Source organism: Streptomyces sp. NPDC056452, from assembly GCF_042796085.1.
In the GTDB taxonomy this organism is placed as follows: Bacteria; Actinomycetota; Actinomycetes; order Streptomycetales; family Streptomycetaceae; genus Streptomyces.
This window is the reverse complement of the sequence record NZ_JBHTRI010000013.1, coordinates 1-24690: the sequence shown is the minus strand read 5'-3', so window position 1 is coordinate 24690 and position 24690 is coordinate 1. Positions and strand designations below refer to the sequence as shown.

The following is a 24690-nucleotide window of genomic DNA, read 5'->3' as shown; positions in this document are numbered from 1 at the left end:
AACACAGAACTGGAGACATCCAGCATGACCTACCCCACCCCCATCCGGCGAGCGCGTGACCATCGGCCTCGCTTACTGGACCTCTTCTCCCCCGGCGGCGGCAGCACCCGGCGCACCTCCATGCGGGCGGTGGCGACATGACCAACCACCTGGAAACGGCCCTGTCCCTCGCATCCGGCGGCATTCCCGTGTTGCCGCTCCGAGCAGGCAAACTTCCGTTCGGCAACTGCCTCGCCTGTGCTGGCAACGCCTGCGGCGGGCGCCCCACTATGAAGAACGCCGGAGCATGCTCCTGCCCCGGCGTCTGCCACGGTTGGGCAGCGGCCACAACTGACATCGCTACCCTCACATCCCCGCTGTGGGCGGGCTTCTGGCTCCAGGCTCAGGCGGTCGCCTATCACCCGGCAGGCGCCCGACTGACCGTCTTGGACCTGGACGACAGGAACGCCATCACCTGGGCTCACCGGATCCTGCCCGCCACCCGGATCGTGCCCACTACCCGTGGGGAGCACTGGATCTACCTCGGTGCCATGCAGTCCGTGAATGCGGTTCGGCCCGGCGTGGACATCAAGTCATCCATGGCCTACGCCCGATGGCTCGGCCCTGGCACCGGCACCATGACCGACCTACCCGAGGCCGTGCGCGCGCTGACCGTAAGAGAGCCCGCCACCGTCCGGCCCGCACCACACAGCATCACGGTGCCCGCGGGCGTCGGAGAACAGCGCTGCCCTCACCGCACGCCCGCCTACCTGGACCGTGGCATCGCCATGGCCGAGCAGCGCATCACCGAGACCCGCAGCGCGATTCACGCGACCGTCTACCGGACCTTCCTTGCTGTGCTGTCCGCTCACGGTCGGTGTGGCTGCCTGACCGACGCCCACATCGGGCGGCTGTTCGCCGCCGCGCAGGCCAAGGGTGAATCCCCGCGGCACTGCACCGACGCGTGGACCAACGCCCTGACCAGGTTGGGACTGTAACCGTGGCTGACGACGAGAAGAACCCCGCCCGCGAGGTCATCACCGACTACGCGCAGCAGCACTTCCGGTACTTCCGCACCGCAGACGGAACCGTCTACGCACAGAAGAACGGCCACCCCGTGGCCCGCCCGATCCGCTCGCAGGGCACGACAGGCAGCCACCGCCAGGAACTCATGGTCGGCCTGTACAAGGACGGGCGCGGCATGTTCAACGGTACGGCTCTCAAGGAGGCGTTGGACTTGATCGAAGCCCTCGCGCTGACCGAGGACACCCAGGCAGTCCACATCCGCGTCGCCCCCGGATTCGACGGAGCGACGTGGCTGGACCTGGGCCGCAGTGATGGGCAGTCCGTCCGCATCCACCCCACCGGCTGGGGCATCACCATCCCCGACCCGCGCGAGGTGTGCTGGCGGCGCACTCAGCTCACCGGGGAACTGCCCTTGCCGTCCAAGGACACCGACGGCAAGGGCATCGACCTCCTGATGCGGCTGTGCAACTTCGCGAACGCGGAGACCGAATGCCTGGCGATCGCGTGGCTGATCGGCTGCCTCGGACCGTCCGTGCCCGTCCCCGCACCGTTCCTCACGGGGCCGCAGGGGGCGGGGAAGTCCACGGGCGGGCGCATGCTCATCCGGGTTGTCGAGGGAATGAGCGGGGACCTGCGTCGGGCGCCGAAGGACGAGGAGAACCTGATCGCGGCGGTCGCGGCCGGATGGGTCACCGCTCTGGATAACCTCTCCCACATGACGCCTGACCTGTCCGACGCCATGTGCTGCATCGTCACCGGGGCCGAGAGCGTCAAGCGTGCTCTGTTCACCGACGGGGACGTTTTCCGGGCCCGCTACCGCCGCCCCCTGCTCCTGACCGGTATCGACGTCGGTGTCATCCGGCCCGACCTCGCAGAGCGACTCCTGCCCCTGCGGCTGGAGCGTCCCCGCATCCGGCGCACCGAAGCGGAACTTTGGGCGGAGTACGCGGAGGTTCTGCCCGTCGTTCTCGGCTCCCTCCTGGACCTCGCGGTCAAGGTCCGTGCGGCCGAGGCGGAAACCCCCACCGATCTACGGATGGCCGACTTCGCCCATCTGTGCGCGCAGCTGGACGCGGCAACCGGCCTGGGAGCGCTCAACGCTTACCGGGCCAGCCTGGACGACCTGAACGACGACGTGATCGAGGGTGATCTCCTCGCGCAGACCGTACTCACGCACGCCGACAGCATCGAACCGGGCGGCGAGCAGCGGATGACCTCCACCCAATGGCTGCACTGCCTCAGTCGCCTCTACAGCGGTGACGAACTGCGTCCCCTGCCCAAGGGCTGGCCGACCACGGGCAAGGTCCTCTCCGACCGACTCAAGCGCCTCCAACCCACTTTGGCCGCCAGGGGTGTCCTCATCGACACCGGCCGCACCAGCGAGGGTCGCTACCTCGAAATGACCCGCCGGAACACCCCTCCCCCACACCAGCAAAAGGGGGTGTTCTGACCCGCAGCCCCGCTCGCCCGGACAAGCAAGAAGAGCACCCGGGCAAGCGTGCTCTTCTTGCTCTTCGGCGGAACGCCGCCCGGTGGTCGCGCCGCGCAGCGGCTCCTTCTTCACGCCCCTGAGGCGCACCAGACCACAGCAGACACCCCCTCTCTGTCCTAAGGGGGAAGACCCTGCGTCATCTGCGTCATGCAGACGGAAAAAGAGCCCTTGACCTGTGACTACGGCCATGACGCAGACGACGGCCCCTGCGTCATCCTGCGTCATCTGCGTCACCGATGACGCAGCCCATAACGCGCCAATGACGCACCCCACATCACCGCGTCACACAAAGTCGCAGGTCAGAAGCCCGGATGACGTTGATGACGCAATGACGCAGAAATCCGCACCTAGGACTGGTACAGCCCCGGAAAGCCCACAGTTCGACGCCACTGTCGCCCTCCCAAGGAGTCGCACCATGGCCCGCCCCAAGATGCTCAAGCTCCCCGAAGTCCTCGAAGAGATCGACATGAGCCGCGCCGCCTTCTACCGCATGCGCGCCCGCGGCCAGGCGCCCCGCCTGCAAAAGCTGCCCAACGGCCAACTCCGCGTGAGCCGCGCAGACCTGGACGACTGGTGGGAGCGCTGCAAGCAGCGCGCAGCCGCCTGAACCGAAGCAATCACATACCCGAGGGCCCACCAATCCGGTGGGCCCTCGCCCCGTTCCAGGAGAGTCATGCCCCTCACATACGACGTGCGCCTGTACTCGATCGAGGTGCGCAGGGACCGGCCCAAGCCCTACCGGCTGCGGTGGGTGGTCGGACAGCGCAAGCATTCCAAGAGCTACCAAATCAAGGCTCAGGCTGACGGGCGCCGCTCGGAGCTGATGGCCGCCGTCCGGCGCGGTGAGCAGTTTGACGAGGAGAAGGGGCTGCCGACCTCCGAACTCCGAGCGCTCCAGGGGTCAATCACCTGGTACGCGCACACTCGCGCCTACATCGACCGCAAGTGGGCAGCAGCGCCGGCCAAGTCCCGGAAGAACTACGCAGATGCTCTGGCCACCATCACCCCGGCGCTCGTGAAGTCGGGCGCCGGGAGGCCGGACGCGGCGCTGCTCCGGCGAGCGCTGTACGGGTGGGCGTACAACCGCAACCGGTGGAACGAGGAGCCGCCTGAGGACGTGGCTCAGGCTCTGAAGTGGCTGGAGAAGAACTCCCTGCCGGTGTCGGTGCTCGAAGACGCGGCCATCGTCCGTCTGGCGCTGGACGCCCTGGGGCTGAAGATCGACGGTAAGCCCGCGGCGCCTCGCACCGCCCGCCGCAAGCGCGCGTGCCTCAGCGACGTCTTGGGCCTGGCCGTCGAAGAGCGGTACTTCACCATGCCGGTGAATCCGCTGTCGACCGTGAAGTGGGTCGCGCCGAAGTCCGCCGAGGAAGTCGACCCGCAAAGCGTCGCGAACCCGCGCCAGGCGCGCTCGCTACTCCAGGGGGTCCGCGAGCAGGGACCTCGCGGCGAGCACCTCGAAGCGTTCTTCGGGTGCCTGTACTACGCGGCCATGCGGCCGGCCGAGGCGACCGCCCTCCGGGACTCGCAGTGTCACCTGCCAGAGACAGGGTGGGGTGCCCTGACGCTCCGCGAAGGGGCAGTGCGGGCCGGTCGGAACTGGACCGACGACGGTGAGGCGCACGAGATGCGGCACCTGAAGGCACGGGCGGTCAAGGACTCCCGGCCCGTGCCGATCCCGCCCCACTTCGTACGGCTGCTGCGACAGCACATCACCACGTACGGCGTCGCCCCTGATGGTCGGCTGTTCCGCACGAGCCGCGGTGGACTGCTCCAGGAAACCGGATACGGCGAGGTCTGGGCGCGGGCCCGGAAGGAGGTGCTGACCGAGCGGGAACATGCGTCGCTCCTCGCTCGCCGCCCATATGACCTACGTCACGCAGGAGTTTCCTTCTGGCTTAGCTCCGGTGTGGACCCGATGGAGTGCGCACGGCGGGCCGGCCACACGATCGCCGTCCTCTTCCGTGTCTACGCGAAGGTGCTCGCGCAGACGCAGCAGCGGGCCAACGACCAGATCGACGCAGCGCTGCGTGAATGGAACGAGCCCGAGTAGCGACACCTTCGCGGACACTCCGGCCGGGAGCCTTCATGGACCGGCTGCGACCTGGCCCTTGGCGACCTCATCGCGGTGTCCGGGGGCGCTAGCGGAGCCGGTAGGTGCGGCCGTTGATGCAGGCCTTCCTGGGGTTGCCTCTGCGGGGCATACGAGTGAGTTTCCGGTCGTGCAAGCTGCGCAGCCAGCGAACGCCGTCGGCGTCGGTGAAGGAAACTGCGTGGGGGGCCCACTTGATCCGTGTCATGCCGTCACCCTGCGCGACCATGTAGGTGGCCTCATAGGTGAGCGTCTGGCGGAATCCGGGCGTCATGGAGTGGGACGCGGGTTGGGCAATACCGGCGAGGCGGCCGGGAGGAAATTCGGCGAGGAAGTGGACGCTCACCTCCAGGATGGGCCTCTCAGCAAGGTTGGCGACGATGAGGGCGTGGCCGTCGCCTTCCGCAACGTCGGGGTCCGCGGTGGTGACAGTGAGCAGACGGGCGTCTGCGCTCTGGTGTTTGCGCCGGTCATTCCAGACAACGCCGGCCGTCACACCTAGGGCGATGGTGGTGACAAGGGAGCTGATCCAGGTAGGGGCGGTGCCCCAGTCGATACTGCTCATGACATACATCCCACCGCAGCGGCCCGCAGTGCCGCCGTCCACTTGAGCGGATTCTGAGCAACAGGCACCAACCGGCAAACGAGCAGAAGCTGTCTGCGGTCGCACGCACCACAGACTTCCCGCAACAGCTACGGACTAGCTTGAAACCCGGGGGACAGCTGGGGGACACACCCTGATCAGAGGTGGGATTCGGGTGAGACAACGTGGGATACGGGGGCCGATCGGCCCGCTCCATGGTCCTACTTGCACACATGCAGAAACCCCGCCCGACCTGTTGTTTAAGCAGGTCGGACGGGGTTTCCCGTCCTGTGGCGGCGCCAGGGTTCGAACCTGGGTAGGCTGAGCCGGCAGATTTACAGTCTGCTCCCTTTGGCCACTCGGGCACACCGCCTGGAACGACGCGTCGGAGCCCGTATCGGGGCTCCTTGGCGACGACGTAAACGATACCCGATGCCCAGGGGTGCTCCGCCACCTGATTGATCAGTGCTCGCGACGTGCGGGGGTGGCTAGGCTTTGTGCCGTACCCACCGCATACGACGCAAGGAGCCACACGTCATGGCCGACTCCAGTTTCGACATCGTCTCGAAGGTCGAGCGGCAGGAGGTCGACAACGCCCTCAACCAGGCCGCCAAGGAGATCTCCCAGCGTTACGACTTCAAGGGCACGGGTGCCTCGATCTCGTGGTCCGGCGAGAAGATCCTGATGGAGGCGAACGGCGAGGAGCGGGTCAAGGCGATCCTCGACATCTTCCAGTCCAAGCTGATCAAGCGCGGGATCTCGCTGAAGTCGCTGGACGCGGGAGAGCCTCAGCTCTCCGGCAAGGAGTACAAGATCTTCGCCACCATCGAGGAAGGCATCTCCCAGGAGAACGCCAAGAAGGTGGCGAAGATCATCCGCGACGAGGGTCCGAAGGGCGTCAAGGCACTCGTCCAGGGCGACGAGCTGCGGGTCAGCTCGAAGAGCCGGGACGACCTGCAGACCGTGCAGGCGCTGATCAAGGGCAAGGACCTCGACTTCGCGGTGCAGTTCGCCAATTACCGGTAGGCGGTTCGCCGCTGTGTGCGGCGGTTCTTGTGCGGGGCGGGTCGTGCCGGTCGGTGCGGGTCGCCCCGCCGTCGTATGTGATGTCCGAATACCGCCGGTCGTGGCGCGGCGCGGGTCGCAGACTCGTGGGTACGGGATGTGATCGGGCCGCTGGTGCGGTCCGCCGGGCAGGGAGTGTGACGAGTCATGGCAACGGTGTACGCGAAGGTCGGCAGCCCGCTGGGTGAGCTGCTGCTGGTCGGTGAGGAGCGGGCCGGTACGGCGGATGGTGTGGCACTGGTTTCGCTGTCCCTGCCCGGACAGAAGGGTGCCGCTGTCGTGGAGGACGGATGGCGGCACGCGCCGGAGCTGTTCGGCGGTGTCGCCGGGCAGTTGGCGGCCTATTTCGAGGGGCGGCTGACCCGGTTCGACATTCCGTACGCCGACGGTGCGGGTACGGAGTTCCAGCGGCGGGTGTGGAAGGCCCTGGATGCCATTCCGTACGGGGTGACGGTCTCGTACGGGCAGATCGCGGAGCAGGTGGGTTCCGCGGGGGCCGGGGTGCGGGCTGTCGGGACGGCGATCGGGCGCAATCCGCTGCTCGTCGTGCGGCCGTGCCACCGGGTGATCGGTGCGGACGGGGCCTTGCGGGGCTATGCGGGCGGTGTGGAGCGCAAGGAACAACTGCTGGGGCTGGAGGGCGCCCTGGCGGTGGGGCGCTGAGGGTGGCGGGCCGGATGGCGCCGGACGGGGTCCCGCCGTCGCAGGACGGACTGTTCCCGAGGTCGCGCAGGGAGGTCGCTCCGGGGGCGGTGCATGTTCCGGGGTGGTTGTCTCCGGAGCGGCAGCGGGAGTTGGTGGCAGCGTGCCGGGAGTGGGCGCGGGGGCCCGTGCCGTTGCGGCGCACCGTGCTGCCGGGTGGTGGCGTGATGTCGGTGCGGACGGTGTGCCTGGGATGGCACTGGCAGCCGTACCGGTACGCGCGTACGGCGGACGACGTGAACGGGGCGCGGGTCGCGGCGTTCCCGCCGTGGCTGGCGGAGTTGGGGCGGGCGGCCGTGGAGGAGGCGTACGGGGACGCGGGGCGGGCCCTGGCGTACGCGCCGGATGCGGCGTTGGTCAATTTCTATGACGGCGCGGCGACCATGGGGATGCATCAGGACAGGGAGGAGCGGTCGGACGCTCCTGTGGTGTCGCTGAGTCTCGGCGACACGTGTGTGTTCCGCTTCGGGAACACCGAGGACCGGGGGCGCCCCTACACGGATGTGGAGCTGGTCTCCGGCGACCTGTTCGTGTTCGGTGGTCCGTCGCGCTACGCGTTCCACGGGGTGCCGCGGGTGCTCGAGGGGTCGGCCGGTCCCGCGTCGGGCATGCGGGCCGGCCGGCTCAATCTGACGTTGCGCGAGACCGGGTTGGGCGAGACCGGGTCGGGCGAGCGGCCTGCGACGTAGCTCAGCGGCGGTCGCGCGAGTTGCCGAACAGCAGCCGGTAGGCGATGAGCAGCACGAGAGACCCGGCGATGGCGGCGATCCATGTCGCGGTGTCGTAGAAGTCCGTGCTGATGGGGCGGTCCAGGAAGCGGGAGGAGAGCCAGCCGCCGAGGAAAGCACCCACGATGCCTATGAGAGTGGTGCCGATGATGCCGCCGGGGTCCCGGCCGGGGAGCAGGAGCTTGGCTACGGCACCGGCCAGGAGCCCGAGGATGATCCAACTGATGATGCTCATGTTCGCGAACCTACCCGTCACATCGTCGTACAAGCCAGGACGGATGTGGGGTGGGCGCGGTTGCGGTCCGGAGAGCCGTTCTACCTCGACGCGAAGGGCTCGTCGGTGCGGACGATCTCCTTGCCGAAGGGCATCAGGGACACCGGGATGAGCTTGAAGTTCGCGATGCCCAGGGGGATGCCGATGATCGTGATGCACAGGGCGATGCCGGTGAAGATGTGGCCGAGTGCGAGCCACCAGCCGGCCAGGATCACCCAGAGGACGTTCCCGATCAACGAGCCGCCTCCGGCGTCGTGGCGGTCGACGACCAAGTAGCCGAAGGGCCAGAGGGCGTAGACGCCGATGCGGAACGCGGCCACGCCGAAGGGGATGCCGATGATCGTGATGCAGAGCAGGAGTCCCGCGACGATGTAGCCGAGGAACATCCAGAAGCCGCACAGGATCAGCCATATGACGTTCAGGATTGTCTTCACGGTCGGTAACCTGCCATCTGCTCGAGTCGGGCGATGCGTTCCGCCATGGGCGGGTGGGTGGAGAACATCTTGGACATGCCCTGGCCCGGCCGGAACGGGTTCGCGATCATCATGTGACTCGCCGTTTCGATCCTGGGTTCGGGCGGCAGCGGAAGCTGTTTGGTGCCGGCGTCGAGCTTGCGCAGGGCGCTGGCGAGGGCGAGTGGGTCGCCGGTGAGCTGGGCTCCGGAGGCGTCCGCTTCGTATTCGCGGGACCGGCTCACGGCGAGCTGGATGACGCTTGCGGCGAGCGGGCCGAGGATCATGATCAGGAGCATGCCGACGATGCCGGGGCCCTCGTCGTCGTTGGACCGGCCCACGGGGATCAGCCACGCGAAGTTGACCAGGAACATGACGACGGAGGCCAGGGCGCCCGCGACCGACGAGATGAGGATGTCGCGGTTGTAGACGTGGCTGAGTTCATGACCGAGGACGCCGCGCAGCTCGCGTTCGTCGAGGATCTGGAGGATTCCCTCGGTGCAGCAGACCGCGGCGTTACGCGGGTTGCGGCCGGTGGCGAAGGCGTTGGGTGCCTGTGTCGGGGAGATGTAGAGCCGGGGCATGGGCTGACGGGCCGCGGTCGACAGCTCACGGACGGTGCGGTACAGCTGCGGTGCTTCGAACTCGCTGACGGGCCGGGCACGCATGGCCCGCAGGGCGAGCTTGTCGCTGTTCCAGTATGCGTACGCGTTGGTGGCGAGCGCGACGAGGAGGGCCACGATCAGGCCGATGCGTCCGAAGAGGCTGCCGATGACGATGATGAGTGCGGACAGGCCCCCGAGGAGTACGGCGGTTTTCAGCCCGTTGTGCCGGCGGTGCACGGTACGCCCTCCAAGTGGTGCAGCAGGGGAACCCTTGCTTGGTGGTGCTCCACTCCCCAGTGGAGCCTCCCGTACTGGTCAACGCGAGGCGAGGAGAGCTAGTTCCCTTGTGCGTGGGGCCGCAGGCAAAGGCCGAAGGGGCGGATCCGGGTGGATCCGCCCCTGGGCCGTACGGGTGGTGGGGTGCGTTTCGGCAGCCTGTGGGGCTGCCGGTGCGCTTCCGGTGTGCTGCCGCTCCCCTGCCCTGTGGAGGGGAGCGGAGCGGTCAGCGCTGCGCGGGGAGGCCTGCGAGCGCGCGTGCCTCGGAGTCCGGCTCGACGTCGCTGGTGCAGTGGGCGCAGCGGCTGGCGACGGCGGGGATCTCGGTGAAGCAGCGGGGGCAGTCGCGCAGGGCGGCCTTGATGTCGGCCTTCGCTTCCTCTTCCTTGGCCGTGAAGCGGTTCTGGACCTTGGCCATGGGGACGACGACGAGGAAGTAGAGGACCCCGGCGGTGATGAGGAAGGCGATGGCGGCGCTGATGAACAGGCCGTAGGGGAAGATCGCGCCTTCGACGGTGAAGGTGGCCTTGCTGAAGTCGCCGGTTCCGCGGGTGAAGAGCCCGATGAGCGGCACGATGAAGGCGTTGCTGAAGCCCGTGACCACAGCGGTGAACGCGGCTCCGACGGCGAGGCCGATGGCCATGGAGATGACGTTCCCGCGCAGGATGAAGTCCTTGAACCCGTTCAGCACCGCTTTGGCTCCTCTTTGCTCTTTTCGTGACGTTTGCAGGCAAGACCATGCCCTGTCCGGGGCTCCCCGGGCAAACCGATCTTCCGAGCGTCAGAAGAGGCTGACTGCGGCGAAGCGGAGGACGAGCTGGGGCGCCCCCGAGAGGGCGATGCCGGCCACTGCGGTGAGGGCGATCGCGAGGGTGAGGGGGGCGGGGACGTGATGGGTACGGGGGGCGGCGGCCGGCTCGTCACCGGGTGCCGTCTCCGGTGTGCGGAAGAGTGCCGCGGTCCACTGGAGGTAGTAGTAGAGCGCGATCACGACGTTGACGGCCATGACGACGGCGAGCCAGCCCAGCCCGGCGTCCACGGCCGAGGAGAAGACGGTGACCTTGGCGAAGAGGCCGATGATGCCCGGGGGCAGGCCGGCCAGGCAGAGCAGGAAGAAGCCCATGGCGAGCGCGGCGAGGGGCCGGGTGGCATAGAGGCCGCGGTAGTCGCTGAGGCGGTTGCCGGGGTGGGTACGGGCGACGAGAGCGGCGACGGCGAACGCGCCGAGGTTCACGACGGCGTACATGAGGGCGTACGCGACGGTGGAGCCGATCTGCTCGTCGCTGGAGTACGCGGCGGCGGCGATCGGGACGAGCAGGTAGCCGGCCTGGCCGACGGACGACCAGGCGAGGAGGCGTACGGCGCTGCGGGCGCGGGTCGCCGTCTGCCGGAGTGCGGCGACGTTGCCGACGGTCATGGTGAGGGCGGCGAGTACGGCGAGGGCGGGTCCCCACACGTCGGCGTAGGACGGGAAGCCGATCACGGTGACGAGGATGAGGCCGGAGAAGCCGACCGCCTTGCCGACGACCGAGAGGTACGCGGCGATCGGGAGGGGGGCTCCGACGTAGGTGTCGGGGACCCAGAAGTGGAAGGGTGCGGCGGCCGTCTTGAAGGCGAAACCGACGAGGGTCAGGACGACGCCCGCCGCGGCGAGGGTGTCGAACCGGCCGGGTACGTCGTCGAGGCGGTCGGCGATCTCCGTGAGGTGCAGGCTGCCGGTGGTCGCGTAGACGAAGCTGACGCCGAGGAGCATCACGGCGGTGGCGACGACGGAGGAGAGGAAGAACTTCAGCGCGGCTTCGGAGGATCGCCGGTCGCCGCGCTTGATGCCGACGAGGGCGAAGGCGGGGAGTGAGGCGACTTCGAGGGCGACGACGAGGGTGGCGAGGTCGCGCGATGCGGGCAGGAGGGCGGCGCCCGCCGCGGAGGACAGCAGCAGGAACCAGAACTCCCCTGCGGGCAGTTTGCGGGTGTCGCCGATCGAGAGCAGCGCGGTGAGCAGGGCTCCGCCGAGCACGAGGGCCTGGATGACGAGGGCGAAGTGGTCGGCGGTGTAGCTGCAGGCCTGGGTGCCCCCGGTGAGGCAGAAGGTGGAGCGGTCTCCGGCGCGGAGCGGGATGAGGAGGGCGAGCGCGGCAACGAGTCCGGCGACGGCTCCGTACCCGAGGAGCGGCTTGCGCCGTTCGCTGACGAAGAGGTCGGCGACGAGGACGGCGAGCGCCACCACGGCGGCGATGACGGGCGGTGCGATCGCGAGCCAGTCGACGGACTGGACGAGGTTTGCCGCCCCGGTTGCGCTGTCGGCTGCCACGGTCACGACTTGCCTCCTGCGAGGAGCTTCTGCACGGCCGGGTCGGTGAGGCCGAGGAGGACGGCGGGCCACAGCCCGGCGAGGACGGTGAGGGCGGCGAGCGGGGTCCAGGCAGCGAATTCGTAGTTCTGGATGTCGGCCACCGGGCGCTGCTCCTCGCGGTCACCGCCCGTTTCGGGCGTCCCGCCCATGCAGACGCGGCGTACGACGATGAGCATGTACGCGGCCGTGAGCAGGGTGCCGAAGGCGCCGATGGACATGAAGGTGAGGAAGGCGGGTCGGCTGAGGCCTTCGGCGGGGTCGAAGGCGCCGAAGAGGGTGAGCATCTCGCCCCAGAACCCGGCGAGGCCGGGGAGCCCGAGCGAGGCGACCGCTGCGAACGCGAGAAGGCCGCCGAGGCGGGGGGCCCGGCCGTACAGAGCGGCTCCGGTGGCTCCGGCGAGCGTGTCGAGGTCCGCAGTGCCGTACCGGTCCTTGACGGCGCCGACGAGGAAGAACAGCAGTCCGGTGATGAGGCCGTGGGCGATGTTCGCGAAGAGTGCGCCGTTGACGCCGGTGGGGGTCATCGTCGCGATACCGAGGAGCACGAAGCCCATGTGGCCCACGGAGGAGTAGGCGATGAGGCGCTTGAGGTCGCCCTTCGCGCCGGGGCGGGCCAGGGCGAGGCAGGCGAGGGACCCGTAGATGATTCCGACGACGGCGAACGCGGCGAGGTAGGGCGCGAAGGTCTGCATCCCGTCGGGCGTGATGGGCAGCAGGATCCGGACGAAGCCGTACGTCCCCATCTTCAGCAGGACGCCGGCGAGGAGGACGGATCCGACGGTCGGCGCCGCGGTGTGGGCGTCGGGGAGCCAGCTGTGCAGCGGCCACATCGGGGTCTTCACCGCGAGGCCGATGCCGATGGCGAGTACGGCGATGACCTGCACGGACGCGGTGAGTCCACGGCCGTTGTCAGTGGCGAGTGCCACCATGTCGAAGGTGCCGCTCTTCAGTCCGATGAGGAGCAGCCCCAGCAGCATGAGCACGGAGCCGAGCAGCGTGTAGAGGATGAACTTCCAGGCGGCGGGCTGCTTCCGGTCGCCGCCCCAGCGGGCGATGAGGAAGTACATCGGGATGAGGACCATCTCGAAGGCCAGGAAGAACAGCAGCAGGTCGAGGACGGCGAAGGTCGCGAGGGTGCCGGACTCGAGGACGAGGACGAGTGCGACGAAGGCCTTCGGGGAGGGGCCTGCGGGGAGCTTGAAGTAGCTGTAGAGCGCGCAGAGGAAGGTCAGCAGCGCGGTCAGTACGAGGAGGGGGAGCGAGATGCCGTCGGTACCGAGGTGGATCCGGACGTCGAGTGCCGGGATCCAGCTGATGTCCGTGGTGGCCTGCATCTTCGACGGGTGGTCGTGGTCGAAGCCCGCGGCCAGGACGAGTGCGGCGACGAGGACGGCGCCGGTGACGGTCACGCCGTGGCGGAGCACGGCCTGGTCGGGGTTCCTGCCCTTGAGTCCGGGCGGGGCGGGCAGGAGCGCGGCGACGGCACCGACGAGCGGGCCGACGACGATGAACGCCAGAAGGAACTGCATCACGGACGCGCTGATATCGATCACGGTTCACGCCCCGGCGTTGACGTTGGCAAAGACGACGGCGGCGATCGCCAGGACAAGGGATCCGGCGAGCAGCGCGCCGAGGTAGGTCTGCACGTTGCCGGTCTGGGCGCGGCGGACCACGGTGCCGAGCCCGCGGGCGATGCTGCCCGAGGCGCGGACGTACGTGTCGACGACCTCGCGGTCCAGGAAGCGGACGAGGAGTGCGGCTGCCTGGACGGGGCGGACGAAGAGCCTCGTGTACAGGGCGTCGAGGTGGAAGCCGGTGACGGCGTGCCGATGGAGGGGGCCGAGCAGGAGACGTCCGGGGTCCGAGGGGTCGGGCGCGTCCGCGATGGTGCCGTAGGCGGCGGTGTGGGAGGTCATCGCCTCGACCTCCACCAGGGCCGGTTCCGCGTCGGGGTGGGCGGCGACCGCGCCGACCGGGGGACGGTCGGCCATCGCCGTGGTGTGGCGCCAGGCCCCGTAGGTGACGAGGCCGCCGACGAGGCCGACCCCGGTGGAGAGCACGGCGGTCGTGAGGGACGGGGTGAGGCTGTGTCCGTCGAACCAGTCGGCGATGACACCGACGGTGAGGCCGAAGGCGATCGTGGGGACGGCGAGGACCCACAGCACGGAGGTCATCGCGACGGGCTGCTTGCCGTGGTCGGGGGCCTCGGTGCCGCGCCCGCGGAAGGCCAGGAGCCACAGGCGGGTGGCGTAGGCGGCGGTGAGGACGGCGGCGAGGAGTCCGGCGACGAGGATCGTCCAGCCTGCGGCCGCGGGCGCCACGTCACGGTCGCCGAGGGCGGTGTGCTCGGCGGCGACGAGCACGGCTTCCTTGGAGAAGAAGCCGGCGAACGGGGGGATGGCGGCGAGGGCGAGGAGGGCGACGGTCATCGTCCAGTAGGCGTCGGGGATGCGCTTGGTCAGGCCGCCCATGCGGGACATGGCGGCCAGTGAGTTGGTTCCCGCGGCGTGGATGACGACGCCTGCGGCGAGGAAGAGGACCGCTTTGAACGCACCGTGCGAAATGAGGTGGAAGACGGCGGCACCCCGGTCGCCGACGGCCAGGGCTCCGGACATGTAGCCGAGCTGTCCGATGGTCGAGTAGGCGAGGACGCGTTTGATGTCGTCCTGGGCCAGAGCGGCAAGTCCGGAGCCGATCATCGTGACGGCGGCCATCACGGCGAGGACGACGAGGGCGGCGCCGGATTCCGCGAAGACGGGGAGGAGCCGGGCCACGAAGTAGATACCGGCGGCGACCATCGTCGCGGCGTGGATGAGCGCGGAGACCGGGGTGGGGCCGGCCATCGCGTCGGGCAGCCAGGTGTGCAGGGGGAACTGCGCGGATTTGCCCGCGACGCCTGCGAGGAGCAGCAGGGCGATGAGGGTGGGGTGGTCGAGCCCGCCGTTGGCGACGGCGCCGAGGATCCCGGTGATGCGGAAGGTGCCGGTGTCCGCGGCGAGTGCGAACAGGCCGATGAGGAAGGGGACGTCGCCGAGCTTGGTGACGAGGAAGGCCTTGAGGGAGGCGGCGCGGGCCTCGGGCGTCTCCCAGTAGTGGCCGACGAGGAAGTACGAGCAGATGCCCATGATCTCCCAGCCGACCAGGAGCACCATCAGGTCGCCGGAGTAGACGACGAGCAGCATCGCGGAGGTGAAGAGGGAGACGAGGGCCGCGTAGGAGGGGTAGCGGGCGTCGTCGCGCAGGTAGGCCGTCGAGTAGATCTGCACACAGGTGGCGACGAGTGCGACGAGGACGGCGACGAGGACGGCGAAGCCGTCGAGGTACAGGGCGAGGTCGATGGGGACCGAGCCCGTGGGGGTGAGTTCGGTCGCGGCGACGATGGCCGGGCCGCCGCCCTGGCGTACGGCGACGACGACGGCGATGACGCCTGCGGCGAGCGTGGACAGTACGGCGAGCGGGCGTGCGTAGCCGGTCCTGCCGAGGAGGAGTCCGGCGGCAGCGCCCAGGAAGGGGAGGAGGGGGACGAGGACGGCGAGGGTCGTGGTGGTCACGCGGTGGCCTCTGCCTTCTTTGCCTTCCCTGCCGGAGCAGTGGCCGGGTCTGCGGTGCCGTGGGCGGCGTCGTCGGTGTCCTCGTCGCCGGGGAGGGTCTCGGCCTCGTCGGTCTCCGCGGTGTCGCGGAGTCGGTCGACGTCCGAGCTGCCCCGGTTGCGGTAGACGGCCAGGACGATCGCCAGGCCGATGCCGATCTCGGCTGCGGCGATGGCGATGGTGAAGAGGGTCAGGGCCTGGCCGGAGTGGAGCGCGTCCCGGAGCCAGACGTCGAAGGCGACCAGGTTGAGGTTGACGGCGTTGAGCATCAGCTCGACGGACATCAGTACGAGGATCGCGTTGCGGCGGGCGAGGACTCCGTACAGCCCGGTGCAGAAGAGGAGGACGGCGAGCACGGCGGGATAGGCGAGGTGCATCAGCTCTTGTCCTCTCGGTCCTTGCGGGACAGGACGATCGCGCCGACGAGAGCGGCGAGCAGCAGGACGGAGAGCGCCTCGAAGGGCAGCACCCAGTGCCGGAAGAGGAACTCGCCGGTCGCCTTGGTGGAGCCCTGGGCGGGTCCGTCCAGGTCGATCCAGGTCGTACGGAATGCGTCCACGACGACCCAGACGAGGGCGGCTGCCGAGGCCACGGCCACACCCAGGGCGACCCAGCGGTTGCCCGAGTCTGCGTCCGGGGAGCGGCCGATGGGGGCCCGGGTGAGCATCAGCCCGAACAGGAGGAGGACGACGATGGAGCCGACGTAGATCAGCACCTGCACCCAGGCGATGAACTCGGCCGTGAGCAGGAGGTACTCGACGGCCAGACCGCCGAGCGCCACGACGAGCCAGAGGGCGGCGTGCACGAGCTGCTTGGTGGTGACGGTGACGAGTGCCGCGCCGAAGGTGGCGAGTCCTACGAGGAGGAAGGCGATCTCGACGCCGGTCGGGGAGAGGAAGCCGGGGTGACCGGCGGCGGCCGCTGCGAGGCTCACTCCTGTCCCCCCTGTTCGACGTCCGGTGCCGCGTTCTGTCCCGCGTCCTGTCCCGTGGCCCGGTCAGCTACGGCCTGTTCCGCTTCCTGGGCCGCCTGGAGCTTCTCCGCCGTCTTGCGGGCGGCTGCGATCTCCTTCGGCTCCTCGGCTCCCGGGTCGAGCGCGGGCGGCTCGGGCACGGTCCACATCCATTCGCGGAGCTTGTCGCGCTCGTGGGTGAGTTCGTGGATGTCCGTCTCGGCGTACTCGAACTCCGGTGACCAGAAGAGTGCGTCGAAAGGACACACCTCGATGCAGATACCGCAGTACATGCAGAGGGCGAAGTCGATCGCGAACCGGTCCAGGACGTTGCGGCTGCGCTCGCGGCCACCGGGGGCGGCGGCGGGCACGGTCTCCTTGTGGGAGTCGATGTAGATGCACCAGTCGGGGCACTCGCGTGCGCAGAGCATGCAGACGGTGCAGTTCTCCTCGAACAGCCCGATGACGCCGCGGGTACGGGGCGGCAGTTCCGGCTGGACGTCCGGGTACTGGGCGGTGACCGTGCGCTTCGTCATGGTCCGCAGGGTGACGGCGAGACCCTTGGCCAGGCCTGAGCCGGGGATCGGAGGCACTAGTTGATCGCCACCTTCACGATGCCGGTGAGCGCGATCTGCGCGAGAGCGAGGGGGATGAGCGTGGTCCAGGCGAGCTTCTGCAACTGGTCCTCGCGCAGACGGGGATAGGTGACACGGAGCCAGATGACGACGAAGGCGAGGACGGCCACCTTGAGCAGGGTCCAGACCCAGCCGAGCCCGTCGGCACCGAGCGGGCCGTGCCAGCCGCCGAGGAAGAGAACGGTGGTCAGCCCGCACAGGACGACGATTCCGGCGTACTCGGCGAGCAGGAACAGGGCGAAGCGCAGGCCTGTGTACTCGGTGTACGCACCGAAGATGATCTCGGAGTCGGCGACCGGCATGTCGAACGGCGGACGCTGGAGTTCGGCGAGTCCGGCCACGAAGAACACCAGGGCCCCGACGATCTGCCAGGGCAGCCACCACCACTCGAAGGCGTTCAGGATGCCGGGGAGCGAGACGGTGCCTGCCGCCATGGCCACGGATGCGGCGGCGAGCAGCATCGGCAGTTCGTACGCGAGAAGCTGCGCGGCGGTGCGGAGGCCGCCGAGGAGCGAGAACTTGTTGGCCGAGGCCCATCCCGCCATCAGCGAGCCGAGTACGCCGATGCCCATGACGGCGAGCACGAAGAAGATGCCCGCGTCGACGACCTGGCCGACCGCGCCCTCGCTGGGCCCGATCGGGATGGCGACGAGCACGAGGAGGTACGGCAGGAGGGCGACGGCGGGGGCGAGCTGGAAGACGCGGCGGTCGGCATCGGCCGGGACCACGTCCTCCTTCTGCGCGAACTTCACGCCGTCCGCGACGAGCTGGGCCCAGCCGTGGAACCCGCCCGCGTACATCGGGCCGAGCCGGCCCTGCATATGGGCCATCACCTTGTGCTCGGCCTGTCCCACGACGAGCGGGAGGACCATGAACACGGCGAAGACGATGACGAGCCGGATGGCGACGTCGAGTACGTCGTTCACGCGGTATCGCCTCCGGCGGGACGGTCGGTTCGGGGGTCTGGCTCGGGCTCGGGCTCGGGCTCGGGGTCGGGCTCAGTCTCAGCCTCGGGGCCCGGCTCGGGCTCGGCCTCAGGGCCGGGTTCGCCCTGCGGCGCGGGAGCGGGTGCCGTAGGCGGCTCGGGCCGCGCACCGGAATCCCCCTCGGCCTCGGGCTCGGCGACTCCGGCTTCGGGCTCGGCGACTCCAGCCTCGGGCTCGGTCGCTTCGGCCTCGGTGGTCCCGGATCCCGCGGCCCGGTCCTGCTCCGGAGCAGCCTCCGGAGCGGGGCCCGCGTCCGGCGCGGGGGCGGCGGGCGCGGCGCCGCTGCCCGGAGCCTCGTCGAAGGCGGGGCGCGCGTGGTGCCAGGGTGCGTCCGTGCTGCGGACGGCACGGGACACACGCGTGCTCGTGGGCTCGGCGTCCGTGGGCTCGGTGCCTGTGGGCTCGGTGCCTGCGGGCCCGGCGTCAGCCTGTGCAGGTGCCGCGTCCGCCTCGGTGGCCCGGGGTGCCGGGGCCTGCGCGGCCTCGGAGGGCGGTGTGGCCTCCCCGCCGGTGGCCGCAGGCGGCGGCCCGGCCGGAGCTGAAGGCTCGGTGGCCGGGGCGGCAGACTCCGCCGACTGGCTCGCCGAGCCCTGGGAGACACTGCGGCTCCGCCGCGGCGGCGCGGCCTGCGGAGTCGCCGTGGCATCCGGCGCAGTGGCATCCGGCGCCGTATCCACCGCGGCGTCCGGCGCCGCGGTGCGCTGCGCCGCCGAGCCTTCACCCGCGGTGCGGGCCCGGCGTACAGGACGGTCGCCCGCCGCCCGGGCGCCCCTGGCCGGGCGGGCCGGGGCGGGCGGGAGCTGGCCCTTGAGCGGGCCCCACTCGTTGGGGTCGGGGACACCCGGCGGCAGCATGGTGCGCCGCTTGGGCCCGCCGTGTTCGGACTCGCCCGGCTCCTTCGCGCCCGGCCACGCCTTGGCGACCCGGGCGGCCAGGACGAAGTCCTTCCGCAGCGGGTGGCCTTCGAAGCCCTCGGGCAGCAGGAGCGGAACCAGATGCGGGTGGTCCTCGAAGCGGACGCCGAACATCTCGTGCGTCTCACGCTCGTGCCAGGCCGCACCCGCGTACACGTCGATCGCGCTGGGCAGTACGGGCGCCTCGTGCGGGACCGTCGTACGGACCAGCAGGCGCCGGACCCGGCCGCTGCTCGGAGCGGCGACGTGGGCGCACACGAGGAACCCGGTGCCCGGCTCGTCGACCGCGCTCAGCCAGTCGAAGTAGCGGCAGCCCAGCTCGTCACGGGCCGTTTCGAGTGCGGCGATCCAGGAGGAGGCGGGAACGTCGACGGTCAGCAGGTCGTACGCGTACGCAGCCGTCGCGTCCTCGCCGAAGATGTCGGCGACGGCATCCGGCAGCCGGTCGTACGTGTCCGCGGCGGTCACTTCTGCTCCTCCCCCGGTGTCTTCGGGGCGGCGACGAGACCGCTGCGCAGCGCGGCGGTCGAGGGGCGGGCGGTGTCCTCGGTGGCGTACCGCTCGGCGAGCGACTCGCGGGCGATCTTCTCCTGGAGCTTGAGAATGCCCTGGAGCAGGGCTTCGGGCCGGGGCGGGCAGCCGGGTACGTACACGTCGACGGGGATGATCTGGTCGACACCCTTGGTCACGGAGTACGAATCCCAGTAGGGGCCGCCGCAGTTGGAGCAGGCGCCGAAGGAGATGACGTACTTCGGTTCGGGCATCTGCTCGTAGAGCCGCTTCACCGCCGGGGCCATCTTGTCCGTCACGGTGCCGGACACGATCATGAGGTCGGCCTGCCGCGGGCCGGGGGCGAACGGGATCACGCCGAGCCGGATGAAGTCGTGGCGCGCCATGGAGGCGGCGATGAACTCGATGGCGCAGCAGGCGAGTCCGAAGTTGAAGACCCAGAGGCTGTAGCGGCGGCCCCAGTTGAGGACCACCTTCATCGGTTCGGGCGCGAGCCGGGACAGCACACCGAGCTTCTTCGGCTCGGGCAGCAGCGTCGGATCGGGCAGCGGAACGGGAGGTTCGGGGTTCGGCCGGCTCGTCACGCCCATTCGAGGACGCCCTTCTTCCATGCGTAGAGCAGTCCTACGGCCAGGAAACCGAGGAAGATGAACATTTCCACCAGCGTCGTCGCACCGTATCCGGGTGCCGCGAACACCGTTGCCCACGGGAACAGGAAGATCGAGTCGACGGCGAAGATCACGTACAGGAAGGCGTAGACGTAGTAGCGGACCTGGGTGTGGGCCCAGCCCTCCCCCACGGGGTCCACGCCGCACTCGTAGGTGAGAAGTTTCTCCGGCGTCGGGACCACGGGCCTGAGCAGTCGGCCGGCCCCGAAGGCGACGGCGACGAACAGCACGCCGACCAGGGCGAGCAGTCCGATCACTGAGTAGCTCTGGAAGTAGTCCGACGCGAGAACGGTCGGTCCCGGCACGTCCGCCACGTCCGCCCCTCGCTCCCTCAGCCTGTCCGACGTCTGTACGCACGGGAGTCTAGGCCCTGTTAAAGAGAGGGTAAGCAGCCGCGTCGGACAAGTGGTGGGGTTATCCCTACTTCGCCCCACCCACGAACCCCATGGCGTGCGCGGGTTCCGCCCGGCAGGCTGGGTCCATGACCATGAGCCCCTCCCTGCCGGACAACGACCGGCCGCCGCCCGTGCGCTTCGCTTTCGACCGGCAGACGTGGAAGGAGATCGCGTATCTCCTGGCCAACCTTCCGATGGCAATTGCCGGATTCGTCTACACCGTGTTCCTGGTCGGTGTGGGCGTGGGGCTCTCCGTCACCGTGGTCGGTCTGCCGTTGCTCGCCCTCGGGCTGCAGGGCGCGCGCGGGCTCGGCCGGGCGGAGCGGGCGCGGGCGCGGGGGATGCTCGGGGTGCGGATCGACGAGCCGAGCCCGATGCCGCGCAGCCGCCGCGACCGGGGGTTCTTCTCCTGGCTGTGGTCGGGGCTGAGGGATCCGGTGGGCTGGCGGGCCTTGTTGTTCTCGTTCATGCGGCTGCCGTGGGGTGTGGCGACGTTCGCCGTGACACTGGTGGGCCTCTTCGTGCTCTGGCCGGTGCTTCCCTACATCGCACGGGGGCTGACGAACGCGGACCGGGCGATGGTGCGGGGGCTGCTCTCCCCGTCCGACGAGTTGGAGGCCCGGATCGCCGAGCTGGAGTCGGACCGCGGGGTGGTCGTGGACACGGCCGCGGCGGACCTGCGCCGCATCGAACGGGACCTCCACGACGGCGCCCAGGCCCGCCTCGTCGCCCTCGCCATGGACCTCGGCCTCGCCAAGGAGAAACTGACCGCCGACCCCGAAGCGGCCGCCCGCATGGTCGACGAAGCCCACGGCGAAGTGAAGGTCGCCCTCCAGGAACTCCGCGACCTCGCCCGCGGCATCCACCCCGCCGTCCTCACCGACCGCGGCCTCGACGCAGCACTCTCCGCCATCGCCTCCCGCTGCACCGTCCCCGTGAACGTGTCGGTGGAGCTTCCCGGCCGGCCCGCGGAGGCCATCGAGGGCATCGCGTACTTCACGGTCTCCGAGCTCCTCCAGAACGTCAGCAAGCACAGCCGCGCCCGGTCGGTTTCGGTCGAGGTGTGGCGCTCGCACGAGCGGCTGCTCATCCAGGTGACGGACGACGGGGTCGGCGGTGCGCGGCTGGACGGCGGCACGGGCATGGCAGGTCTGGCGGAGCGGCTCGGCGCGGTCGACGGGCTGTTCGTGCTGGACTCTCCGGAGGGCGGGCCCACCACGGTCACCGCGGAGCTGCCGTGGCGCGACCGTACGGACGCCACGTCGAAGACCCTCTGACGGCGCTCCGCGGGAGGAGGGGTGGGGAAAACCCCCGGCCGGATACGGAGACCGCCCTCATGGTGCGGATCCTCCCGGCGCAGCAGTCTTGAGATAGCAGCCGTTGTATCGGCCCGCGGGGAGCTCCCGCCCAGCAGAAGCGGGAAGCTCCCGCCCAGAAGAAACGGACGGACGCCACTGATGGCCACGGCATACGGACCGGACACACGGGACCACCACCGGCCCGGTGCCGGATCGGGCGGCTACCCCCCGGAGAAGCACTTCTTCCCGGCGGCCCTGCGCGCGCCCTTCGAGGCGCGGACGTGGCGCGAGCTCGCCTATCTGGTACTGAGCCTGCCGATCAGCGTGGTGCTGTTCAGTTTCGCGATCACGATGATGTCGCTGGGCCTGGGCATGCTGATCACCTTCCTCGGCATTCCGATACTCGCCGCGGGTCTGGTCATGTGCCGCGGCTTCGGCGCGATGGAACGGGTCCGCGCGCGTGGGCTGCTGAAGCTGGACGTGGCCGATCCCGCGCCGGTACGGGGGAGGACGGGCGGCCTGATGTCCTGGGTCGGTGCGGTACTGAAGAGCGGGGTGTCCTGGCGGCATCTGCTGTACGCGCTGCTGCACTTCCCGTGGGCCCTGTTCGCCTTCGTCGTCTCGGTGACGTTCTGGACGTACGGGTGGGCGATGTTCACCTATCCGCTGTGGCGCTGGGTCTTCCCGGCGTACGCGGGCATCGACGGGGTCCAGCTGTACGGCGACAGCACCCATCAGGTCTACCTCGACTCCGCCTTCGAGATGGCGGTCACCAGCGGTCTCGGCCTGGTCCTCGTCCTGGTCACGCCGTGGATCATCCGCGGTCTGGCGTCCGTGGACCGGGTGATGGTCGGCGGCCTGCTCGGCCCCTCGCGGCTGGCGACCAGGGTCTCGGAGCTGGAGTCGGACCGCGGTGTGGTCGTGGACACGGCCGCGGCGGACCTGCGCCGCATCGAACGGGACCTCCACGACGGCGCCCAGGCCCGCCTCGTCGCCCTCGCCATGGACCTCGGCCTCGCCAAGGAGAAACTGACCGCCGACCCCGAAGCGGCCGCCCGCATGGTCGACGAAGCCCACGGCGAAGTGAAGGTCGCCCTCCAGGAACTCCGCGACCTCGCCCGCGGCATCCACCCCGCCGTCCTCACCGACCGCGGCCTCGACGCAGCACTCTCCGCCATCGCCTCCCGCTGCACCGTCCCCGTGAACGTCGTGGTGGACCTGGAGTCGCGGCCCGCCCAGGCCATCGAGGGCATCGCGTACTTCACGGTCTCCGAGCTCCTCCAGAACGTCAGCAAGCATGCGCGGGCCACCCGTGCGGGGGTCGATGTGTGGCGCGCAGCGGACCGGCTGATGCTCCAGGTGACGGACAACGGGCGCGGCGGGGCCGACCTCACGTCGGGCAGCGGGCTGGCCGGTCTGACCGAGCGGCTGGACGCGGTCGACGGCGTCCTCGTGGTGGACTCCCCCGCCGGCGGCCCGACGACGGTCACGGCCGAGCTGCCCTGGCGGGGCTGAGAGTTCCCCGCCGCGCACGAACCACTCCACGCAGCGCCCCGGCCGCCTCGACGGCGGTACGGGGCGCTGCGCTCGGCGTTTGCGGCAGACGAAAGCTGCTTGTACGGCCCGTCCGGGCGCCGATCCTGGGATGCTGGACGTCGCGGGGACGGCGCGTTCGGCGGCGTACACACGGATCACCATCAAACGTTGAACAGACAGTGGGGGACACAGCGTCGTGGAGGAACGAGTGCGGGTTGTCATTGCCGAGGACTCAGTACTGCTTCGGGAGGGACTCACCCGGCTTCTGACCGATCTCGGGCACGACGTCGTCGCGGGGGTGGGGGATGCCGAGGCGCTGATCAAGACCGTGAGCGACCTCGCCGCCCAGGATGCGCTGCCCGATGTGGTGGTCGCCGATGTGCGGATGCCACCGACCCACACCGACGAGGGGGTGCGGGCCGCGGTGCGGCTGCGCAAGGAGTACCCGGACATCGGGGTGCTGGTCCTCTCGCAGTACGTCGAGGAGCAGTACGCCACCGAGCTGCTGGCCGGCAGCAGCCGGGGGGTGGGTTATCTGCTGAAGGACCGGGTCGCCGAGGTCAGGGAGTTCGTGGACGCCGTGGTGCGGGTGGCCCGGGGCGGGACCGCGCTGGACCCCGAGGTGGTGGCGCAGCTGCTGGGCCGGAGCCGCAAGCAGGACGTGTTCGCGGGGCTCACTCCGCGCGAGCGGGAGGTCCTCGGTCTGATGGCGGAGGGGCGGACGAATTCGGCAGTGGCCAAACAGCTGGTGGTCAGCGACGGCGCGGTGGAGAAGCACGTCAGCAACATCTTCCAGAAACTGGGTCTGTCACCCAGTGATGGAGATCACCGGCGTGTTCTGGCTGTTCTCACCTATCTCAAGTCGTAATGATCCGACGATGTAGTGGCAGTGCAGCGAAATCCCAGGCCTAGAACGAAAGGATGAGTGCCGAAGGCGTTCATCCGACGGCTGGGGGGTCCGAGAAATATGGCAAAGCGTGACGAATCCGTGTCCCGAAAACGCGTCCACCATATGATCGGTCCAAGGAAGGCGACCCTTACAGAAGTAGGGTGGGGCCTGGACCGCCGGCGGGCCGGCCGGTCCCGAGCCGCCGCCCCGAGGGAGGTCCAGTTCAGTGACCAGCCAGGTCAGTAGCCCAGCCGGAAAGACCGATGAGGCCAGCGAGGCTGTCGTCGGGGAGCAACGCGCCCCCCAGCCAGATCAACCGGGCGCCACTGAGAAGGAAATCCGCCGTCTGGACCGGGTGATCATCCGCTTCGCGGGTGACTCGGGTGATGGCATGCAGTTGACGGGTGACCGGTTCACGTCGGAGACGGCGTCGTTCGGGAACGACCTGTCGACGCTGCCGAACTTCCCGGCCGAGATCCGGGCGCCTGCCGGCACGCTGCCGGGTGTGTCGTCGTTCCAGCTGCACTTCGCGGACCACGACATCCTGACCCCCGGCGACGCGCCGAACGTCCTGGTGGCGATGAATCCCGCCGCACTGAAGGCGAACATCGCCGATGTTCCGCGGGGTGCGGACATCATCGTGAACACGGATGAGTTCACGAAACGCCCGATGGCGAAGGTCGGTTATGA

The 24690-nt window shown here is 69.6% G+C and carries 26 protein-coding genes and 1 tRNA gene; 11 read left to right on the top strand and 16 right to left on the bottom strand.

The genetic code is table 11. The features are described from left to right. The first annotated feature begins 137 nt into the window (after positions 1-137). The 4 genes from ACFQ6X_RS15170 (at position 138) to ACFQ6X_RS15155 (ending at position 4550) form a co-directional block, all read left to right on the top strand. Positions 138-977 (top strand): bifunctional DNA primase/polymerase, encoded by an 840-nt coding sequence (locus ACFQ6X_RS15170; protein ID WP_383181473.1) that lies wholly within the window; start codon positions 138-140, stop codon positions 975-977. Between the two features lie 2 nt (positions 978-979). Then, positions 980-2455, top strand: coding sequence for an ATP-binding protein (locus tag ACFQ6X_RS15165; protein WP_383181470.1), 1476 nt, complete (start codon positions 980-982; stop codon positions 2453-2455). A gap of 457 nt (positions 2456-2912) precedes the next feature. After that, positions 2913-3104, top strand: coding sequence for a helix-turn-helix transcriptional regulator (locus ACFQ6X_RS15160; protein WP_383181467.1), 192 nt, complete (start codon positions 2913-2915; stop codon positions 3102-3104). Between the two features lie 66 nt (positions 3105-3170). Next, entirely contained in the window at positions 3171-4550 is a 1380-nt protein-coding gene (locus ACFQ6X_RS15155; RefSeq protein WP_383181465.1) for a tyrosine-type recombinase/integrase, read from the top strand. A gap of 88 nt (positions 4551-4638) precedes the next feature. On the opposite strand, the gene ACFQ6X_RS15150 is transcribed toward ACFQ6X_RS15155, so the two are convergent. Together ACFQ6X_RS15150 and ACFQ6X_RS15145 are read right to left on the bottom strand one after the other, a co-directional pair. Continuing rightward, complete coding sequence (locus ACFQ6X_RS15150; RefSeq protein ID WP_383181462.1) at positions 4639-5154, bottom strand: hypothetical protein; 516 nt, start codon at positions 5152-5154, stop codon at positions 4639-4641. A 309-nt stretch (positions 5155-5463) separates the two neighbouring features. After that, positions 5464-5545 (bottom strand) — tRNA-Tyr (locus ACFQ6X_RS15145). A 164-nt stretch (positions 5546-5709) separates the two neighbouring features. Between ACFQ6X_RS15145 and ACFQ6X_RS15140 the strand changes: the two genes are divergently transcribed. From ACFQ6X_RS15140 to ACFQ6X_RS15130, 3 genes are all read left to right on the top strand, one after another. After that, positions 5710-6198: a YajQ family cyclic di-GMP-binding protein gene (locus tag ACFQ6X_RS15140; RefSeq protein ID WP_056796691.1), complete on the top strand. Its 489-nt coding sequence runs from the start codon at positions 5710-5712 to the stop codon at positions 6196-6198. A 186-nt stretch (positions 6199-6384) separates the two neighbouring features. Further along, a complete protein-coding gene (locus ACFQ6X_RS15135) occupies positions 6385-6900 on the top strand; it encodes a methylated-DNA--[protein]-cysteine S-methyltransferase (protein ID WP_383181458.1) in 516 nt (171 codons plus the stop codon). 14 nt (positions 6901-6914) lie between these two features. Further along, a complete protein-coding gene (locus tag ACFQ6X_RS15130) occupies positions 6915-7628 on the top strand; it encodes an alpha-ketoglutarate-dependent dioxygenase AlkB family protein (protein ID WP_383181456.1) in 714 nt (237 codons plus the stop codon). A 1-nt stretch (position 7629) separates the two neighbouring features. Here the strand turns inward: ACFQ6X_RS15130 and ACFQ6X_RS15125 are convergent, their stop codons facing one another. The 14 genes from ACFQ6X_RS15125 to ACFQ6X_RS15060 all read right to left on the bottom strand — a co-directional run bounded on the left by ACFQ6X_RS15125 (position 7630) and on the right by ACFQ6X_RS15060 (position 20196). After that, positions 7630-7902 (bottom strand): GlsB/YeaQ/YmgE family stress response membrane protein, encoded by a 273-nt coding sequence (locus ACFQ6X_RS15125; RefSeq protein WP_383181453.1) that lies wholly within the window; start codon positions 7900-7902, stop codon positions 7630-7632. 80 nt (positions 7903-7982) lie between these two features. Then, positions 7983-8375, bottom strand: a complete 393-nt coding sequence (locus ACFQ6X_RS15120) for a YccF domain-containing protein (RefSeq protein WP_383181450.1) — start codon at positions 8373-8375, stop codon at positions 7983-7985. Further along, positions 8372-9235 carry a zinc metalloprotease HtpX gene (htpX, locus tag ACFQ6X_RS15115; protein WP_329208378.1) on the bottom strand — a complete coding sequence of 288 codons (864 nt, stop codon included), beginning with the start codon at positions 9233-9235 and terminating at the stop codon, positions 8372-8374. Before htpX ends, ACFQ6X_RS15120 begins: the two co-directional genes overlap by 4 nt. Before the next feature lie 265 nt (positions 9236-9500). Beyond that, positions 9501-9965 (bottom strand): large conductance mechanosensitive channel protein MscL, encoded by a 465-nt coding sequence (gene mscL / locus ACFQ6X_RS15110; RefSeq protein ID WP_383181447.1) that lies wholly within the window; start codon positions 9963-9965, stop codon positions 9501-9503. 90 nt (positions 9966-10055) lie between these two features. Beyond that, the gene (locus tag ACFQ6X_RS15105) at positions 10056-11591 is read right to left on the bottom strand and encodes an NADH-quinone oxidoreductase subunit N (RefSeq protein ID WP_383181444.1); all 1536 of its coding nucleotides are present in this window, start codon (positions 11589-11591) and stop codon (positions 10056-10058) included. Next, positions 11588-13156 carry an NADH-quinone oxidoreductase subunit M gene (locus ACFQ6X_RS15100; protein WP_383181825.1) on the bottom strand — a complete coding sequence of 523 codons (1569 nt, stop codon included), beginning with the start codon at positions 13154-13156 and terminating at the stop codon, positions 11588-11590. Before ACFQ6X_RS15100 ends, ACFQ6X_RS15105 begins: the two co-directional genes overlap by 4 nt. A 27-nt stretch (positions 13157-13183) precedes the next feature. Continuing rightward, positions 13184-15178, bottom strand: coding sequence for an NADH-quinone oxidoreductase subunit L (locus ACFQ6X_RS15095; RefSeq protein WP_383181441.1), 1995 nt, complete (start codon positions 15176-15178; stop codon positions 13184-13186). Continuing rightward, positions 15175-15594 (bottom strand): NADH-quinone oxidoreductase subunit NuoK, encoded by a 420-nt coding sequence (gene nuoK / locus ACFQ6X_RS15090; RefSeq protein WP_329208384.1) that lies wholly within the window; start codon positions 15592-15594, stop codon positions 15175-15177. Before nuoK ends, ACFQ6X_RS15095 begins: the two co-directional genes overlap by 4 nt. Further along, a complete protein-coding gene (locus tag ACFQ6X_RS15085) occupies positions 15594-16151 on the bottom strand; it encodes an NADH-quinone oxidoreductase subunit J (protein ID WP_383181438.1) in 558 nt (185 codons plus the stop codon). The genes nuoK and ACFQ6X_RS15085 overlap by 1 nt, the downstream gene beginning before the upstream one ends. Further along, positions 16148-16762 (bottom strand): NuoI/complex I 23 kDa subunit family protein, encoded by a 615-nt coding sequence (locus ACFQ6X_RS15080; RefSeq protein ID WP_383181435.1) that lies wholly within the window; start codon positions 16760-16762, stop codon positions 16148-16150. The genes ACFQ6X_RS15085 and ACFQ6X_RS15080 overlap by 4 nt, the downstream gene beginning before the upstream one ends. After that, entirely contained in the window at positions 16762-17730 is a 969-nt protein-coding gene (locus tag ACFQ6X_RS15075; RefSeq protein WP_383181432.1) for an NADH-quinone oxidoreductase subunit H, read from the bottom strand. Before ACFQ6X_RS15075 ends, ACFQ6X_RS15080 begins: the two co-directional genes overlap by 1 nt. Next, positions 17727-19172, bottom strand: a complete 1446-nt coding sequence (locus ACFQ6X_RS15070; protein WP_383181429.1) for an NADH-quinone oxidoreductase subunit C — start codon at positions 19170-19172, stop codon at positions 17727-17729. The genes ACFQ6X_RS15075 and ACFQ6X_RS15070 overlap by 4 nt, the downstream gene beginning before the upstream one ends. Continuing rightward, positions 19169-19804 carry an NADH-quinone oxidoreductase subunit B gene (locus ACFQ6X_RS15065; RefSeq protein WP_383181426.1) on the bottom strand — a complete coding sequence of 212 codons (636 nt, stop codon included), beginning with the start codon at positions 19802-19804 and terminating at the stop codon, positions 19169-19171. The genes ACFQ6X_RS15070 and ACFQ6X_RS15065 overlap by 4 nt, the downstream gene beginning before the upstream one ends. Then, positions 19795-20196 (bottom strand): NADH-quinone oxidoreductase subunit A, encoded by a 402-nt coding sequence (locus tag ACFQ6X_RS15060; protein ID WP_383181423.1) that lies wholly within the window; start codon positions 20194-20196, stop codon positions 19795-19797. Before ACFQ6X_RS15060 ends, ACFQ6X_RS15065 begins: the two co-directional genes overlap by 10 nt. 167 nt (positions 20197-20363) lie before the next feature. On the opposite strand from ACFQ6X_RS15060, the gene ACFQ6X_RS15055 reads away from it, so the two are divergent. The 4 genes from ACFQ6X_RS15055 to ACFQ6X_RS15040 all read left to right on the top strand — a co-directional run. Beyond that, positions 20364-21554 (top strand): sensor histidine kinase, encoded by a 1191-nt coding sequence (locus ACFQ6X_RS15055; protein WP_383181420.1) that lies wholly within the window; start codon positions 20364-20366, stop codon positions 21552-21554. Positions 21555-21734: 180 nt separating this feature from the next. Then, positions 21735-23090: a sensor histidine kinase gene (locus tag ACFQ6X_RS15050; protein ID WP_383181417.1), complete on the top strand. Its 1356-nt coding sequence runs from the start codon at positions 21735-21737 to the stop codon at positions 23088-23090. A 229-nt stretch (positions 23091-23319) separates the two neighbouring features. Next, positions 23320-23979 carry a LuxR C-terminal-related transcriptional regulator gene (locus tag ACFQ6X_RS15045; RefSeq protein WP_383181414.1) on the top strand — a complete coding sequence of 220 codons (660 nt, stop codon included), beginning with the start codon at positions 23320-23322 and terminating at the stop codon, positions 23977-23979. Between the two features lie 247 nt (positions 23980-24226). Then, positions 24227-24690 (top strand): 2-oxoacid:acceptor oxidoreductase family protein (locus ACFQ6X_RS15040; RefSeq protein WP_383181411.1); only part of this gene is annotated, 464 nt, incomplete at its 3' end.

Coding starts and splice junctions, on each gene's coding strand:
- ACFQ6X_RS15135 (WP_383181458.1), top strand. CDS start 6,385: ATGGCAACGGTGTACGCGAAGGTCGGCAGCCCGCTGGGTGAGCTGCTG.
- ACFQ6X_RS15170 (WP_383181473.1), top strand. CDS start 138: ATGACCAACCACCTGGAAACGGCCCTGTCCCTCGCATCCGGCGGCATT.
- ACFQ6X_RS15050 (WP_383181417.1), top strand. CDS start 21,735: ATGGCCACGGCATACGGACCGGACACACGGGACCACCACCGGCCCGGT.
- ACFQ6X_RS15125 (WP_383181453.1), bottom strand. CDS start 7,902: ATGAGCATCATCAGTTGGATCATCCTCGGGCTCCTGGCCGGTGCCGTA.
- ACFQ6X_RS15155 (WP_383181465.1), top strand. CDS start 3,171: ATGCCCCTCACATACGACGTGCGCCTGTACTCGATCGAGGTGCGCAGG.
- ACFQ6X_RS15130 (WP_383181456.1), top strand. CDS start 6,915: ATGGCGCCGGACGGGGTCCCGCCGTCGCAGGACGGACTGTTCCCGAGG.
- ACFQ6X_RS15150 (WP_383181462.1), bottom strand. CDS start 5,154: ATGAGCAGTATCGACTGGGGCACCGCCCCTACCTGGATCAGCTCCCTT.
- ACFQ6X_RS15160 (WP_383181467.1), top strand. CDS start 2,913: ATGGCCCGCCCCAAGATGCTCAAGCTCCCCGAAGTCCTCGAAGAGATC.
- ACFQ6X_RS15055 (WP_383181420.1), top strand. CDS start 20,364: ATGACCATGAGCCCCTCCCTGCCGGACAACGACCGGCCGCCGCCCGTG.
- ACFQ6X_RS15100 (WP_383181825.1), bottom strand. CDS start 13,156: ATGCAGTTCCTTCTGGCGTTCATCGTCGTCGGCCCGCTCGTCGGTGCC.
- ACFQ6X_RS15065 (WP_383181426.1), bottom strand. CDS start 19,804: ATGGGCGTGACGAGCCGGCCGAACCCCGAACCTCCCGTTCCGCTGCCC.
- nuoK (WP_329208384.1), bottom strand. CDS start 15,594: ATGCACCTCGCCTATCCCGCCGTGCTCGCCGTCCTCCTCTTCTGCACC.
- ACFQ6X_RS15140 (WP_056796691.1), top strand. CDS start 5,710: ATGGCCGACTCCAGTTTCGACATCGTCTCGAAGGTCGAGCGGCAGGAG.